Consider the following 15,776-nt stretch of genomic DNA (forward strand, 5'->3'; position numbering starts at 1 on the left):
AGACACCCGCACAGCGCGGGATGCTAACAGTATCGCGCCGGTGCCGGGCGCCGATCGCCGTCGGGCTTAGAAATCGTGCCGAACCGACTCGGCCCCACCGCGCGGCCGGCGTAGCTGGAAGACGAGGTCGACAACGAGCGCCGTCCATCCCGTCTGGTGCGAAGCGCCCAGGCCGGCGCCGCTGTCGCCGTGGAAGTACTCGTAGAACGGCAGCAGGTCGTGCCAGGCCGGGTCGCGCTGGAACAGGTCCTGGTCGCCGAAGACCGGCCGGCGCCCGTCGGCGTCGTCGCGGAACAGCCCGATGAGCCGGCTGGCCAGGTCGTCGGCGACCTCGTCGAGGCTTCGGCGCTCGCCGCTGCCGACCGGGTACTCCACCAGCAGGTCGTCGCCGAAGAAGCTGCCGTACCGGCGAAGCGCCTCGATCAGCAGGAAGTTCACCGGGAACCAGATCGGACCGCGCCAGTTGGAGTTGCCGCCGAACAGGCCGCTGCTCGACTCGCCCGGCTCGTACCCGACGGTGAAATCGGTACCGGCGAGGTTCACGGTGAACGGCTCGGCGGCGTGGCTGCGCGACAGGGTACGGAGTCCGAAATCCGACAGAAACTCCTCCGGGGCGAGCATTCGTCGCAGGATCCGGACGAGCTGGTCCGGACCGACCATCGACAGCAGTCGTAGCTCCTCGCCGCGGCGGGCCCGCTTCGAGCCCACCACGTCGCCGTACTCCGGGCGCTTGGTCAGGAACCAGTGGATGCGTGTGGCCAGCTCCGGCAGCCGCTCGAGCTCCGAGGAGCTCACGATCGTGGTGGCCGCGAGGGGCAGCAGCCCGACGACGGAGCGCACCTTCAGCGGTACCGTCTCGCCGCCGTCGAGGCGGAGCACGTCGTAGAAGAACGCGTCCTCGTCGTGCCACAGGTCGTGGTAGTACGCGGCACCGGCGATGTAGGCGAAGTGTTCGAAGAACTTCACCGCGATGTCCTGGTACACGTGGTCGTGGCTGGCCAGCAGCAGCGCCATGTCGAGCAGGTTGAGCGCGTACATGGCCATCCACGCCGTGCCGTCGGACTGCTCCAGGATCCCGGGTACCGGCAGCGTCGCCGAGCGGTCGAACGGCCCGACGTTGTCCAGCCCCAGGAAGCCGCCCTCGAACAGGTTGTTGCCGCGCAGGTCCTTGCGGTTGACCCACCAGGTGAAGTTGAGCAGCAGCTTGTGCATGACGCGCTCGAGGAAGTCGTAGTCGGTGCCGCCGTCCAACTCGAACACCCGCAGCGCGGCCCAGGCGTGTACCGGCGGGTTGACGTCGCCGAACGCCCACTCGTACGCCGGGAGCTGGCCGTTGGGGTGCATGTACCACTCCCGCAGCAGCAGCAGGAGCTGCTCCTTGGCGAACTCCGGGTCGAAGCGGGCGATCGTCACGCAGTGGAACGCCAGGTCCCAGGCCGCGTACCAGGGGTACTCCCACGGGTCGGGCATGGAGATGATGTCCTGGCTGTTCATGTGCCACCAGGCACTGTTGCGCCCGTGCCGGCGGCCGGGCGGCGGGGGCTCGGAGGCCGGGTCGCCGTCCAGCCAGCGCCTGACGTTGAAGTGGAAGAACTGCTTGCCCCACATCAGCCCGGCCGCGGCCTGCCGGACGATCTCGGCCTCCTCCTTCGGCGTACCGGCCGGGACGACGTCGGCGAAGTACGCGTCGGCCTCGGCGCGGCGGGCCGCCATCACCCGGTCGAAGCCGTCCGTGAGGTCCGGGGTCCCGCTCCCGGCGGGCGCCTCCTCGAACTCGGTCGCGGTCAGGGTCAGGGTCAGGCGCAGCCGGATCTCGACCCGCTCGCCGGGCGCGGCGGCCAGCAGGTAGTGGAGCGCGCCCTTCGTGCCCTCCTGGGCCGGGTTGACCGTGTCGGCGCCGTCGACGACATGATCGTTGATGCCGTCCTTCGGGTACCGCGACCGGCCGGGCTTGCCCCACAGCCGCTCGGCGTTGGTCTCGTTGTCGCAGCACAGCGGCTGGGGGGAGCCGTCACCGGCGAGCACGAGCCGGCCGAGGGCGCGGTGCTCGGCCACCAGCGAGGTGTCCTTGCCCCGGATCGTCGGCACGTAGTCGTACCCGGGCAGCCCCCACGACCAGGTGTTGCGGAACCACAGGGTGGGCAGCACGTGCAGGGTCGCCGGCTGCGGCCCGCGGTTCTCAGCGATGATCTTGATGCACATCTCGGTCGGGGACGCCTTCGCGTAGTCGACCTCGACCATCCAGTACCGGTCGTCGTCGAACACGCCGGTGTCGACCAACTCGTACTCCGGGTCCTTGCGGCCCCGGCGGCTGTTCTCGACGTCCAGTTCGGTGTACGGGAACTCCGCCTGCGGGTAGTGGTAGCGCCAGCGCATCCAGGAGTGGGTCGGCGTGGAGTCCAGGTACCACCAGTACTCCTTGACGTCCTCGCCGTGGTTGCCGCGGTCGCCGCCCATCCCGAACATGCGTTCCTTGATGATCGAGTCCCGGCCGTTCCACAGCCCCAGGGCGAAGCAGAACGTCTGCGACTCGTCGGAGATCCCGGCCATGCCGTCCTCGTTCCACCGGTACGTGCGGGAACGGGCGTGGTCATGCGGGAAGTAGTCCCACGCGGTGCCCCACTCGCTGTAGTCCTCGCGGACGGTGCCCCAGGCGCGCTCCGACAGGTAGGGCCCCCAGGCACGCCAAGGCCGCTCGCCGGAGTTCGCCTCCGCGAGTCGGGCGCGCTCGGCGCCGGGGTCAACCTCGATCACTGTCGGCTCCTCGATCACACTGGCATTGTCCCCAAGGCCGGTTTTATCCGCCCACCTCGGAGGTTTGTCAATGGTTGCCGCCGCCCCGATCTTCTACGGCCCACAGGTCTGTGGTGACCTGTCCGCGGGCGGTACCCGCGAGTGGCTGGTCGCCGACGGGCGCGGCGGCTACGCCATGGGTACCGTCTCGGGGCTGCGCACCCGCCGCTACCACGGACTGCTCGTGGTCTCCGGGGAGAGCGCCGCGGCGCGCCACGTCGGCCTGGTGGCGCTCGACCCGGTGATCACGCTCAGGTCGGGAGCGGTGATCCGCCTCGGCACCCACGAGTGGGCCTCCGGGTCCCTGGCGCCGCAAGGATACCGGTTGTTGGAGGCGTTCACGGTCGCCGACGGGTTGCCGAGGTGGCGCTGGCGGGTCGGTGACGTGCTGCTCGAGCGGGAGCTGGCCATGGTCCACGGCAGCTCCTCGGTCGCGGTCGTGCACAGGCTGCTCTCCGGCGAGGCGACGGTGACCCTGGAGGCGCTGTGCACCTGGCGCGACGCGCACGGCGAGCGGCGCGCGGACTCCGGCGACCTTCCGACGGTACCCGCGGCGGACGGTGTGGTGATCGCTGACGCGTACCGGCTGGCCGGGCCGGGCTGGCGGCCCGCGGGGGAGTGGTACACCGGGGCCTACGCCCGCGAGGAGGCCGAGCGCGGCCTGAACGCCGTGGAGGATCTCTGGTACGCGGGGAGCTTCGCCGCGGACCTGAACGCCGGGCAGGCGCTGGAGGTGTCGGCGTGGGCCGGTGACCTCTCCACCCGACCGCCCCGACCGGTGGAGGTGATCGCGGGCGCCCGGCGCCGGGCCCGCGAGGTGGTCGCGGCCGCGAAGCCCGCGGGTGGTACGCAGGCCGCGCTGGCCCTGGCCGCCGACGCGTTCGTGATCCGCGCCGGGGTGCCCGACGTCGTCGCCGGGTACCCGTGGTTCGGCGCCTGGTCGCGGGACACGATGATCTCGTACGAGGGGCTGTTCCTGGAGACCGGCCGCGCCGATGAGGGGCGGGACCTGCTGCGCGGGTACGCGGCGACGCTGTCAGGCGGGATGCTCGCCAACACCGCCGACACGGGTGCGACCGAGTACAACACCGTCGACGGCACGCTGTGGTTCCTGCACGCCGTGGATCGGCACGTCGCCCGTACCGGCGACACCGACCTCGCCGCTGAGCTGGTCGAGCCGCTGACCGGCGTGATCGACGCGCACGTCGCCGGGGTCCGGTACGGCATCCGGGTCGACCCGGCCGACGGGCTGCTCACCCAGGGTGCACCGGGGGAGGCGCTGACCTGGATGGACGCGCGGGTGGACGGGGTGCCGGTGACGCCGCGGTACGGCAAGCCGGTCGAGGTCAACGCGCTGTGGATCAACGGGCTGGGCGCGGTGGCGGCGCTGCGTACGCGGCTCGGCCGCGACACCGGGGCGTTGACCGCGCTGCGCGACCGGGCGACGGCCAGCTTCGCGCGCCGCTTCCCGGCGCCGAACGGGTGGCTGTACGACGTGGTCGACGGAGTCGACGGCCCCGGGGGGGACGACGACGCGCTGCGCCCGAACCAGGTGCTGGCGTGGTCGCTGCCGTACGCGCCCCGGCCGGGCGGCGGCGTCGAGGCCCTGCGCGCGGTCAGCGAGCAGCTGCTCACCCCGCTCGGGCTGCGCACGCTCGCGCCCGGCCACCCGGCCTACCGGGGCGTCCACCGGGGCGGGCCGGCCGACCGCGACCGGGCCTACCACCAGGGCACGGTCTGGCCCTGGCTGCTCGGCCCGTACGCGGACGCGGTGGCGGCGTTGGGCGAACCGGCGCCGGCGTCCGGCCACGCCGCCGTGGCATTGCGCACAGTGCTCCCCACGTTACTGGGCGGTATCGACGCTCATCTGTCAGAGTGGGGTATCGGATCGGTCAGCGAGACCGCCGACGCGGATCCACCGCACCGGACCACCGGTTGTCCATTCCAGGCCTGGTCTGTCGCGGAGACACTGCGGATTTCCACAATGATCGGGTGAGCGTTACCTCGGAGAAACGAATTTTGCTTCCGCGGTAACCCCGAGCAGGCAAGATGAGAGTCGATCACAGGTGCGTCCTCGATCCGACACGACGGGAATGGGGCTTCCCGTCGTGTCGGTGGTGCGTACCTGGCCGGCGATCACAGGTCACAAAAGGGGCGGCGGCGTGCGAAACAATATGGCGAGCATCGGTGATCTCACGAAATCCCGTCCGCTACGCGTACTGATGCTGTCCTGGGAGTTCCCGCCGGTCGTGGTCGGCGGGCTGGGGCGGCACGTGCACCAGTTGTCCACCGCGCTCGTCGCGGCCGGCCACCAGGTCACCGTCGTCACCCGGCACAGGCCCGGCGTGCCGCTGGAGGAGTACGTCGACGGGGTACGGGTGGTGCGGGCGCCCGAGGACCCGCCGCTGTTCCCGCTGTCGACGCCGTCGATGCTGGCCTGGACCATGGCGTTCAACCACGCGTTGACCCGGGCCGCGCTGCGGGCCGCCGAGAACGGCGGGTACGACGTCATCCACGCCCACGACTGGCTGGTCACGCACGCCGCGGTGACCCTTAAGGAGCACCTCGACCTGCCGCTGGTCGCCACCGTCCACGCCACCGAGGCGGGCCGCCACCAGGGTTGGCTGCCCGGCGAGACGAACAGGTGCATCCACTCGGTGGAGTACTGGCTGGGGCAGGAGGCGAGCCGGGTGCTGGTCTGCTCCGGGTACATGCGCTGGGAGGTCAGCCGCCTGCTCGAACTGCCGTCCGCCACGGTCGAGGTGGTACCCAACGGCGTCAACTCCGCGCTCTGGCGGGCGGAGCCGCGGGCGGTCGCGGCGGCCCGGGCGCGGTACGTGGGCGAGGGGCCGGTGATCGGGTACGCCGGGCGCCTGGTGTACGAGAAGGGCGTGCAGGACCTGATCGCCGCCATCCCCAAGCTCCGCGCGGCGCACCCCGGCCTGCGGGTGGTGATCGCCGGCGACGGCCCGTACCGGCGGGAGCTGGCCGAGGAGGTCCGCGACCGCCGGCTGCAGCGGGCCGTCAGCTTCACCGGCTTCCTGGACGAGCCCGACCTGGCGGCGGTGCTGGCGGCGATGGACGCCGTCGTGGTGCCGAGCATCTACGAGCCGTTCGGCATGGTGGCCCTCGAGGCCGCCGCCGCGGGGGCGCCGCTCGCGGTGGCCTCGACCGGTGGCCTCGCCGAGATCGTCTCGCCCGGCGTGACGGGCGTGGTCTTCCCGCCCAAGGACCCCGACGGCCTCGCCGACGCGGTCGGCGGGCTGCTGGCCGACCCCTCGTTCGCCGCCAGGGTCGCCCAGGACGCACGGGTGATGGTGGCGGAGCGGTACGGCTGGGCCGCGATCGCCCGGCGCACCGTCGAGGCGTACGGCAGCGCGCTGCGCCACGCCCCCGCGCTGGACGTCAAGCAGGTCGCGTCGATGCTGGCCGGCAGCCAGCGGCCCCCGATCGAGGTCCCCGGGGGCAACCTGCTGTCGCTCTAGCGGGCGCTTCCCGCAACGCCGGTGGCCTTCTGAGGCGGCCACCGGCGTGCCGACCTCACGGAAGTGATGTGCCTGCTCCCCGGCCGGCGCGCTACACTCGCGACCATGACCCGGCAGTTCCGGCTTCTTAGCGGGCCGTGCTGACGCACCGCAATGGTGTACGGCACGGCGACCCCTCCTGCGTGAGGGGTTTTTTCATGCCTTTCAGCCGAAATGACATGCTGACCGCGAAGAACCGGCAGACGAAGGTGGCGAAGACGAGATGAGCCAGGCAGCCGACACGACGGTGGTACAGGCGGACAACGCAGGGGACGTTCCGCCGTACCGGTACACCGCCGCGATGGCGAACGAGATCGAGGCCCGCTGGCAGGACTTCTGGGCGGAGAACGGCACGTTCCACGCGCCGAACCCGACCGGCCCGCTCGCCGACCCCGGCCACCCTCGCTTCGGCGCCGAGAAGCTGTACGTGATGGACATGTTCCCGTACCCGTCCGGGTCCGGGCTGCACGTCGGCCACCCGCTGGGCTACATCGGCACCGACTCCTACACCCGCTACAAGCGGATGACCGGGTACAACGTGCTGCACCCGATGGGCTTCGACGCCTTCGGCCTGCCCGCCGAGCAGTACGCGGTGCAGACCGGCACGCACCCGCGTACCACCACCGAGGCCAACGTCGAGCGGTACCGGGCGCAGCTGCGCCGGCTGGGCCTGGCCTACGACGACCGGCGCAGCTTCTCCACCACCGACCCCGCGTTCTACCGCTGGACGCAGTGGATCTTCCTGCAGATCTTCAACTCCTGGTACGACCCTCAGGCGCGCACGGCACGCCCGATCGCGGACCTGATCGCGCAGTTCGAGGCGGGAACCCGGCAGGCACCGGGCGGCCGGCCGTGGGCCGAGCTGACCGAGGTCGAGCGGCGCACGCTGATCGACGACCACCGGCTGGCGTACGTCGCCGAGGCGCCGGTCAACTGGTGCCCCGGGCTGGGTACCGCGCTGGCCGACGCCGAGGTCACCGCCGAGGGGCGCAGCGAGCGGGGCAACTTCCCGGTCTTCCGGCGCAACCTGCGGCAGTGGATGATGCGGATCACCGCGTACGGCGACCGGCTGCTGGAAGACCTGGACAAGCTGGACTGGCCGGACAAGGTCAAGACGATGCAGCGCAACTGGATCGGCCGGTCGGTCGGCGCGCACGTCGACTTCCCGTTCTCCGGTGGAGACATCCGGGTGTTCACCACCCGCCCGGACACCCTGTTCGGCGCGACGTACATGGTGCTGGCGCCCGAGCACACGGCCGTGGACGGCATCGTTCCCGACGCCTGGCCCGAGGGCACCCGGCCGGCCTGGACCGGCGGGCACGCCACGCCGGCCGAGGCGGTCGCCGACTACCGCCGCTTCGCCGCGGCGAAGTCGGACGTGGAGCGCCAGGCCGACGCCAAGGAGAAGACCGGCGTCTTCACCGGCGCGTACGCGACCAACCCGGTCAACGGCGCGCAGATCCCGATCTTCATCGCCGACTACGTGCTGGCCGGCTACGGCACCGGTGCGATCATGGCGGTGCCCGCGCAGGACGAGCGGGACTTCGAGTTCGCCGAGGTCTTCGACCTGCCGATCGTGCGGACCGTGCAGCCACCGGCCGACTTCGACGGCAAGGCGTACACCGGTGAGGGCCCGGCGATCAACTCGGCTGACCCTGAAAGCGGACTCAGCCTGGACGGGCTGGGCGTAGCCGACGCCAAGGCGAAGATCATCGAGTGGCTGGAGGAGAACGGCCACGGTACCGGCGCGGTCACGTACCGGCTGCGCGACTGGCTGTTTTCCCGCCAGCGGTACTGGGGCGAGCCGTTCCCGATCGTGTACGACGAGACCGGCCTGCCGGTCGCGCTGCCCGAGTCGATGCTGCCGGTCGAGCTGCCCGAGGTCGACGACTTCTCGCCGCGTACCTTCGACCCCGACGACGCCGACACCGACCCGGAGACGCCGCTGTCGCGGGTGCAGGAGTGGGTCGAGGTGACCCTGGACCTGGGCGACGGGCCGAAGAAGTACTGGCGCGAGACGAACACCATGCCGCAGTGGGCCGGCTCGTCCTGGTACGAGCTGCGCTACCTGGACCCGAAGAACGACAAGGCCCTGGTCGACCCCGACAACGAGCGGTACTGGATGGGTCCGCGCGACGCGAACGACGTGGGCGGCGTGGACCTGTACGTCGGCGGCGTCGAGCACGCGGTGCTGCACCTGCTGTACGCCCGGTTCTGGCACAAGGTGCTGTTCGACCTGGGGTACATCAGCAGCGCCGAGCCGTTCCGGCAGCTGTTCAACCAGGGCTACATCCAGGCGTACGCCTACACCGACGCACGCGGTGTGTACGTGCCGGCCGAGGAGGTCGTCGAGACCGACGGCCGCTACTTCTGGAACGACCAGGAGGTGAGGCGGGAGTACGGCAAGATGGGCAAGTCCCTGAAGAACGTGGTCACGCCGGATGAGATGTGCGAGGTCTACGGCGCCGACACGTTCCGGGTGTACGAGATGTCGATGGGTCCGCTGGACGTCTCCCGGCCGTGGGAGACCCGGGCCGTGGTCGGCGCGCAGCGGTTCCTGCAGCGGGCGTGGCGTCTGGTCGTGGACGAGCAGACCGGGGCGACCCGGGTGGTCGACGACCCGACCGACGCCGAGACCCGCCGGCTGCTGCACCGGGTGATCGCCGGGGTCCGCGAGGACATGGACGCGATGCGGTTCAACACGGCCATCGCCAAGCTGATCGAGCTGACCAACCGGGCCACCACCGTCTCGGCGGTCGGCGCGTCGCGGGAGGTCGTCGAGCCGCTGGTGTTGATGATGTCGCCGTTCGCCCCGCACGTGGCCGAGGAGCTGTGGCACCGGCTGGGTCACGACGAGACCGTGGCGTACGTTCCGTTCCCGCAGGCCGATCCGGCGCTGCTGGTGGCGGCCTCGGTGACGTACCCGGTGCAGGTCAACGGCAAGGTTCGGGGCCGGATCGAGGTGCCGGCGGACGCGCCCGAGGAGATCGTGCGGGAGGCGGCGCTGGCCGAGGTGGCCGGTCAGCTGGCAGACAAGGAGCCCCGGAAGGTCATCGTCGTACCCGGCCGGATGGTCAGCATCGTCGTCTGAAGTGTCACCTGATCCGCGCGGTGTGGATGACACATTGTGCGGATCATGACGGGGTTCTTGCGGCTAGTCTGTCCCCACGCCAAGGGGGGAGGAGCCGCGCCGTGTTACTGGAAGACCTGGTCGCACAGCTGGGTCACAACGTGCGCCGCCACCACGCCGGAGGCGGACACGCCGACGTGACCAGCGTCCGGTTCTTCGACTGGGCGGACGTGTCGGCCATCGGCCAGGGCTGTCTCGTGCTGGCGATCGGGGTGGGGGACCGGGATTCGGCCAGGGCGGTTCTCGCGGAGGTCGAGCAGCGGCGCGCCGCGGCGGTGGTGTTCCGCGCCGGAGTGTGCGACGGCGGCCTTCCCGCGGGCGACGTGTCGATCCTGGAGAGCGTGCCCGACGCCGACTGGAGCCACGTGCACGCCCTGGCGCGGGCCGCGATCCAGGCGTCGGGGGTACGCGTCCCCGGCGTCGACGTCGAGTCGGACCTGTTCGATCTGGCCAACGTGGTCGCGACGGCGGTGCGCGGCGCGGTGCTGGTGGAGGATGCGGACAAGAACATCCTCGCCTACTCGACCGTCGAGGGGCAGGAGATCGACTGGGTGCGCCAGCGGGGGATCCTCCAGCGCCGGGTCCCCCATACCGAGCAGACCGACGAGGGCTATCGGGAAGTGGCCGTGAGCCCCGTACCGGTTCGTTTCCCGCCCCTCAACGATCGGCACGGCAGGATCGCGGTCGCGCTTCGTGCCGGTGGCGAGCTACTGGGCTCCATCTGGGTCGACGACGTCGACGGCCGGTCCACACCCGACGCGCTGCAACTGCTCTCGGACTCGGCGGAACTGGCCTCGCTCTACATCCTGAAGGAGCGGACGCGGCGGGCCCTGGCGGCCTCGGCGTCGGGCACCACGGCGGGTCAACTCCTGCGCGGCTCGGGCGATGTCGCCTCGAACGCCGAGTGGGCTCGGCGGACGGCCACCAGCGTCGTGGTGGTGTTGGTACCCGCTGACGCGGATGGCCCGAACTCCGTGCACTGGGCCACCCGGGCGCGGTCGTCGTTGAACGTCTACCTCAGCGCCTTCCGCCAGCAGCACGCCGTCACGGTGGAGGACGACCGCCTGTACCTCGTTCTCGGCACCGGCCGCGAACGCCCCGTCGACTCCGACCGCGTCGTGCAGGGGGTGGCGGAGCACCTGCGGCAGAGCCTGCGGGTGGACCTGATCGCCGCGGTCGGCACGGCCGTGCACGGTGTCGAGGAGATCCCCCGGTCCCGGCAGTCCGCCGACGAGCTACTCGGCCTGCTCCGGCACCGGCAGGATCTCCCGCGGATCGCGTCGTACACCGTCCTGGCCAGCCAGGTGCTGCTGCATCGACTGGGCGAGAGCAGGGAGGCGCTCCGACTGCTCGACGACCCACGCCTCCAGCGCCTGCTCGACACCGAACGGCCGTCCGGGCAGGCGTACGTGAGTACGCTCCGGGCGTACCTGGACGCGCTCGGCGACGCCGCGAAGGCGGCCAGCGCCTGCGGTGTGCACGCGAACACCGTCCGGTACCGCGTACAGAAGGTCCAGGAACTGCTCGGGGTCGATCTGGCCGACCCCGACGACCGCCTGGTGTTGTGGCTCCAGCTACGGCTACTCGCCGGTGAGAAGGCCTGGCGCGGTTGAGAACGGTGGCCGCCCGTCGGAGGCGGCCCACGCGTCGGCGACCAGCAGGAGGCGCTCCACGACCAGGTCCATGGCGTCCAGCCATCCCGGGCCGGAGCCCTGAGCGATGTCGGACAGCTCGGTGCAGGCGAGGAGGACCTCCTGCGCGCCGGCCGAACGCAGGTCGACGGCGGCGTCGTGGAGATCGGTGAGCAGTTGGCGGCCGGGGACACCGCCCTTGCGCGCCCGGATCAGCGCCATCACCCGCTCCTGCGCGGCGGCGTCCGGAACCACCAGTTCGACGCCGACGCGTGCCAGGACCTGCTGGTAGACGCCGGAGGCGAGCGTTCCGGAGGTGGCCAGCAGACCCAGCCGGGCGATACCGGGCCTGCGCCGGGTGAGGCCCGCCGCGACCGCGGCGTCCCAGCGCAGCAACGGCACCGAGATCTCGTCGGCCAACCGGGTCGCGAAGGCGGACGCGGTGTTGCAGGGCATCACCAGCAGCTGTGCTCCGGCCGCGGCCAACCGCCTGGCCATGGTCAGCAGGTACGGCGTGGGGTCCGGCCCCTCGCCCAGGAGCGCGGCGGTGCGGTCGGGAACCGACGGGTCGTTGTCGACGAGTACGTGGAGATGGTCCTGGTCCCGACCGGCCGGGGTGGCCTCGATCAGGCGGCGGAGGAACTCCGCCGTCGCGGCGGGTCCCATCCCTCCCATGACTCCCAGTACGGGTGAGCGCCGGGCGGCTGACGGCTCCGGCCGCGAGGCCGCGACCTGTGCGGTGGACATCAACGCGCACCCAGCAGCTCGGGCAGCCGCTCGACGGGGAACGGCTCCCGGAAGCGATCGGCGCGCCCGTGTACCCGCACGCTGTGGCACAGCGAGTTGAGCACCGCCTCCTCGACGCACTCGGCGACCGCCGCGAACGCCAGGTCGAGGGGCTCCCGCGCGAGGTCGGGCCCGCGGGCGGTCGAGAAGGCGAGCACGACCTCCCCGCTCGAACCGGACGTGGTGCAGCCGGTACGCGCGAGCCCGTTCTGCGCCCGGCGCGCCAGCCGCTTCAACTGTGCCGAGGTGGTCGGAAGGTCCGTGGCCAGTACGACGATCACCGAACCGCCGAGGCTGGCGGCGGTCGCGGTGGCGGGCAGCAGCTGCTGACCCACCGGCCGGCCCGCGATGACGAGGTCTTCGCGCCGTCCGAAGTTCGTGAGGACGAGGGCGCCGATGTGGTGGGCCGACCCGTCGAGCGGCAGGACCCGGGAGGAGGTTCCGATACCGCCGGCGAAGCCGAAGGTGCTCATGCCGACGCCGGCGCCCACCGGTCCCTGCGGCACCGGGCCCGTGCTGGCCCCGCGGATCGCCTCGGCGACCTCCGCGGCGCCCGGACGCGTGATCCGGGGGTCGTGCATCCGGCTGTCGTTGCACTCCATCACCACGGCGTTGACCGACCGGCCGGACTTCTCGCTGCCGAGGTCGGGGTCCTCCACCAGCAGGTGGTCCACGAGGGCCCGCAGTACGTCGGGGATGCCGAAGACGCCGGTGAGGGCGATCGGCGACTCGAGCTCGCCCAGCTCCTCGATCTGCATGAGTCCGACCGACTTGCCGTACCCGTTGATGACGTGCACCGCCGCGGCGACCGGGCGGTGGACCACGCCCGGGCACGGCTGCACGACGGTGACGCCGGTGCAGGTGCCCTGCTCGGGGTCCAGGAGCGTGGAGTGTCCCACGGTCACTCCCGCCACGTCCGTGATCCCGTTTGCGGCTCCGGGCGCGAACCTCCAGGCCGGCCCCATCAGCCGACGCAGCTCGGCTGTCGGGTGCTGGCGGCCGCCGGACTCGACGAGACTCATGCGAAGTGGACCCTCCTCGCCGGCGCGGCGCCGGCATCGGTACGAACGGACCTTCGTCGGATCTGATCCGCCGGACGGTCCCGTGCCGGCCGCCGTGGCGACCGCCGGCCGGGACCGTCTGGCCTGACCCGTGACTACCGGACCGAGACCTCGGCGATGTCGGGGAAGCCACCGAAGAAGTGCTTCATCCCCTTCACGCCGGACCCCTGCATGTAGAAGTACTTCTGGTACACCAGCGGGATCACGGCGCCGGTCTTGACCACCTGCTCGTCCAGGTCACCCCACGCCTTGTCCTGCTCGGCCTTGTCGGCGATGGCCCACGCCTTGTCGATGTTGGCGTTCAGCTCGGGGTCAGCCAACTCGCTGAAGTCGTTACCCAGGTTGTTCTTCGAGATGTTGACCCGGGAGTCGAACAGCGCCGGGATGTCGGTGGAGCCCGACGGCCAGTCCGCGACCCAGCTGACCCACGCGACGTCCGGGTTCTGGGTCGGGTTGGCGAGGACGTCGTAGTAGTTGTCACCCATCGGCTTGAGCGTGACCTTGAATCCGGCCTTCTCCCACGACGCCTGGAGCGCCGCGGCGACCTTGTCCTGCACCGGCGACTGCTGGTACCCGTACGTGATCGGGTAGGGCTGGGGCGCCCCGGCCTCCTGGAGCAGGGCCTTTGCCCGGGCGAGATCGCCCTCCGGCGGAGCTTTCAGAACGTTGAAGTTCTTCCAGCCCGCGATGGTCTTGCTCATGATCGTGGTGGCGTACTCGCCGTAGGTGTCGCCGCCCATCGCCACCCGGTACGTGGTCTTGTCGGTGGCCAGTGCCAGCGCCTGCCGAACCTTGAGATCGGGAATGTGCTTGACGTTGACCGAGAGGTAGTCGACGAAGCCACCGACGTCGTTGACCGAGCGCTTCTTGAGCGCCGGGTTGCTCAGCACCTGGGGAATGACCGAGGGGTCGAGCCGGGTGTTGGTGTACGCGTACTTGTCGTTGCCGCCGTCGGAGACCATCCGCTGCGACACGGTCTGGGCGTTCACCCCCTGCTCGACGACGATCTTGTCGGGCAGCGCCTTGCGGACCGAGTCCGTGGACGGGTCCCAGTTGGGGTTGCGGACCAGCGTGCCCCCGGTCTGGGGGTTCCACGTGCCCTCGAGCATGTAGGGCCCGTCCGAGAACAGGGTGAAGTCGAACTTCGCCCCGGTGTCCTTGTCCTGGCGGACGGCTCCGTAGCCGGGAAGGGCCAGGACGTTGTTGAGGTCAGCGACCGGGTGCTTGGTGTGGAAGACGATGGTCTTGGCGTCGGTGCACTGCACGGCCTTGTCGTACAGCTCCTGGCCGGTCTTCTTGTACGGGCCCTCGTACTGCGACGACCCGTCCGGCTTGCTCGGGATGTCGAGGTACGCGATCGCGAACAGCGGGCCGGCCGTGATCGTGTCCGTGGCGAAGGTCCGCGAGATCCCGTACTTGAAGTCCTCACAGGTGACGGCCTTGCCGTCCTGCCACTTCACGCCGTCGCGCAGAGTGAAGGTCCAGGTCTTGGCGCCGTCGCTGGCCTTGCCGGTGTCGGTGGCCGCATCAGCCACGAGATCGGCGGTGCCCGGCGCGAACGTCGTCAACGTCCGGATGAAGGTCCGCGACGAGAACGCCATGGTGCGGTTGGGGTAGATCCGCTGCGGATCGAGGTGCGTCATGGCGGAGGAGTTCACCAGGTAGAGGGTGCCTCCCTTGGCGCCGGCGCCTGCGCTGTCGGCGTTCTTCTGCGAGCCGCCGCCGCAGCCAGCCAGTGCGGTCAGCGCGCTGACGGCAATCGCACCCGCCGCGGCCAACCGTCGATGTTTTGCGTTTCCCACGTGCACGCTCCTGTTCATGACCGGGTGTCCTTGGAGGTCGGGCCGCATGGCTCGGCGTGTCCAGGGATGGCGGGAATGCTAGGTCCGCAGGCCGCGCCCGGGATTGTGGGTTCATCCAATCTGGAGCCGTCCGATTCGGTGTCGGACACAAGGAACGGTGGCCGGCCGGCCGCTAGCGTGCGCAGATCAAGTGGCGTGAGCGCGAGGCGAGGGGCCGATGCGAGTCTTCATCTCAGTAGATATGGAAGGCACTGCCGGTGTCGTGGACTGGGCGCAGTGCGTTGGTGACGGTCCGGAGGCGATGGCCGGCCGGCGCCTGCTCCTCGGCGAGGTCAACGCCGCGATCGACGGCGCCATCGCCGCGGGCGCGACCGAGTTCCTCGTCAACGACGGGCACGCGGCGATGCGCAACCTCGCACCGGACGACCTGCACGGCGAGGCCACGCTGATCACCGGTTGGCACCGGCCCACCGACATGATGGAGGGCCTCGACGACAGCTTCGACGCGGCCTTCCTCGTCTCCTACCACGGCTCGATGGGTTCCGAGCTGGGCAATATGTCGCACTCCTTCAACCCCCGCGCGGTCGCCGAGGCCCGGCTCAACGGGCAGGTGGTGGGCGAGTCCGTCATCAACGCCCTCGTCGCCGCGCACTACGGCGTACCGGTCGTGCTGGTGACCGGAGACCAGACCGGCTGCGCCGAGACGGTCGATGTGCTGCCCGACATCACGACCGCCGTGGTCAAGGACTCCATCACCCGGGCGGCCGCCGCGAGCCTGCATCCCCGCCGCGCCTGTGCGGTGATCCGGGACGCCGCCGAGCGGTCCCTGACGACGCTGGACCGCGTCGCGGGGCGGCCCTTCCCGACGCCGTCCACGTTGGAGATCCACTGGCGTACCCCCGACATGGCGGACATGGCGACGTGGGTACGCGGGATCGAACGCACGGGACCCCGAACGACCGAGATCAGCGACAGTGACCTGCTCGCCCTCTACCGCCGCTTCATCGCCGCCATCACCCTCACCAGGGTCGTAGCCGAGGACGTCTAGG

General features: G+C 70.8%; 9 protein-coding genes. 5 read left to right on the top strand and 4 right to left on the bottom strand.

Going from position 1 to position 15,776, the window contains the following annotated elements; all coding sequences use genetic code 11:
* Positions 1-66: 66 nt before the first annotated feature.
* Positions 67-2,754, bottom strand: coding sequence for an MGH1-like glycoside hydrolase domain-containing protein (locus Pme01_RS08265; protein ID WP_239088081.1), 2,688 nt, complete (start codon positions 2,752-2,754; stop codon positions 67-69).
* A 70-nt stretch (positions 2,755-2,824) separates the two neighbouring features.
* On the opposite strand from Pme01_RS08265, the gene Pme01_RS08270 reads away from it, so the two are divergent.
* From Pme01_RS08270 to Pme01_RS08285, 4 genes are all read left to right on the top strand, one after another.
* A complete protein-coding gene (locus Pme01_RS08270; protein ID WP_168114996.1) occupies positions 2,825-4,789 on the top strand; it encodes an amylo-alpha-1,6-glucosidase in 1,965 nt (654 codons plus the stop codon).
* A gap of 178 nt (positions 4,790-4,967) precedes the next feature.
* On the top strand, positions 4,968-6,278 hold the full coding sequence (locus Pme01_RS08275; RefSeq protein ID WP_239088089.1) for a glycosyltransferase family 4 protein: 1,311 nt from the start codon (positions 4,968-4,970) through the stop codon (positions 6,276-6,278).
* Positions 6,279-6,540: 262 nt separating this feature from the next.
* The gene (leuS, locus tag Pme01_RS08280) at positions 6,541-9,408 is read left to right on the top strand and encodes a leucine--tRNA ligase (protein ID WP_168114998.1); all 2,868 of its coding nucleotides are present in this window, start codon (positions 6,541-6,543) and stop codon (positions 9,406-9,408) included.
* A 101-nt stretch (positions 9,409-9,509) separates the two neighbouring features.
* Complete coding sequence (locus Pme01_RS08285; RefSeq protein WP_168114999.1) at positions 9,510-11,060, top strand: PucR family transcriptional regulator; 1,551 nt, start codon at positions 9,510-9,512, stop codon at positions 11,058-11,060.
* On the opposite strand, the gene cuyB is transcribed toward Pme01_RS08285, so the two are convergent.
* From cuyB to Pme01_RS08300, 3 genes are all read right to left on the bottom strand, one after another.
* On the bottom strand, positions 11,028-11,825 hold the full coding sequence (gene cuyB, locus Pme01_RS08290; RefSeq protein WP_168115000.1) for a cysteate racemase: 798 nt from the start codon (positions 11,823-11,825) through the stop codon (positions 11,028-11,030). The two genes, Pme01_RS08285 and cuyB, sit on opposite strands and share 33 nt — an antisense overlap.
* A complete protein-coding gene (locus tag Pme01_RS08295) occupies positions 11,825-12,886 on the bottom strand; it encodes a P1 family peptidase (RefSeq protein ID WP_203935495.1) in 1,062 nt (353 codons plus the stop codon). The genes cuyB and Pme01_RS08295 overlap by 1 nt, the downstream gene beginning before the upstream one ends.
* A gap of 134 nt (positions 12,887-13,020) precedes the next feature.
* Complete coding sequence (locus tag Pme01_RS08300) at positions 13,021-14,727, bottom strand: ABC transporter substrate-binding protein (RefSeq protein ID WP_168115001.1); 1,707 nt, start codon at positions 14,725-14,727, stop codon at positions 13,021-13,023.
* Positions 14,728-14,944: 217 nt separating this feature from the next.
* Here Pme01_RS08300 and Pme01_RS08305 point away from each other — a divergent pair, with 217 nt between their 5' ends.
* On the top strand, positions 14,945-15,775 hold the full coding sequence (locus Pme01_RS08305) for a M55 family metallopeptidase (RefSeq protein WP_168115002.1): 831 nt from the start codon (positions 14,945-14,947) through the stop codon (positions 15,773-15,775).
* Position 15,776 lies beyond the last annotated feature (1 nt).

Origin of the sequence: Planosporangium mesophilum, from assembly GCF_016863255.1 — a bacterium.
Classification (GTDB): Bacteria; Actinomycetota; Actinomycetes; order Mycobacteriales; family Micromonosporaceae; genus Planosporangium; species Planosporangium mesophilum.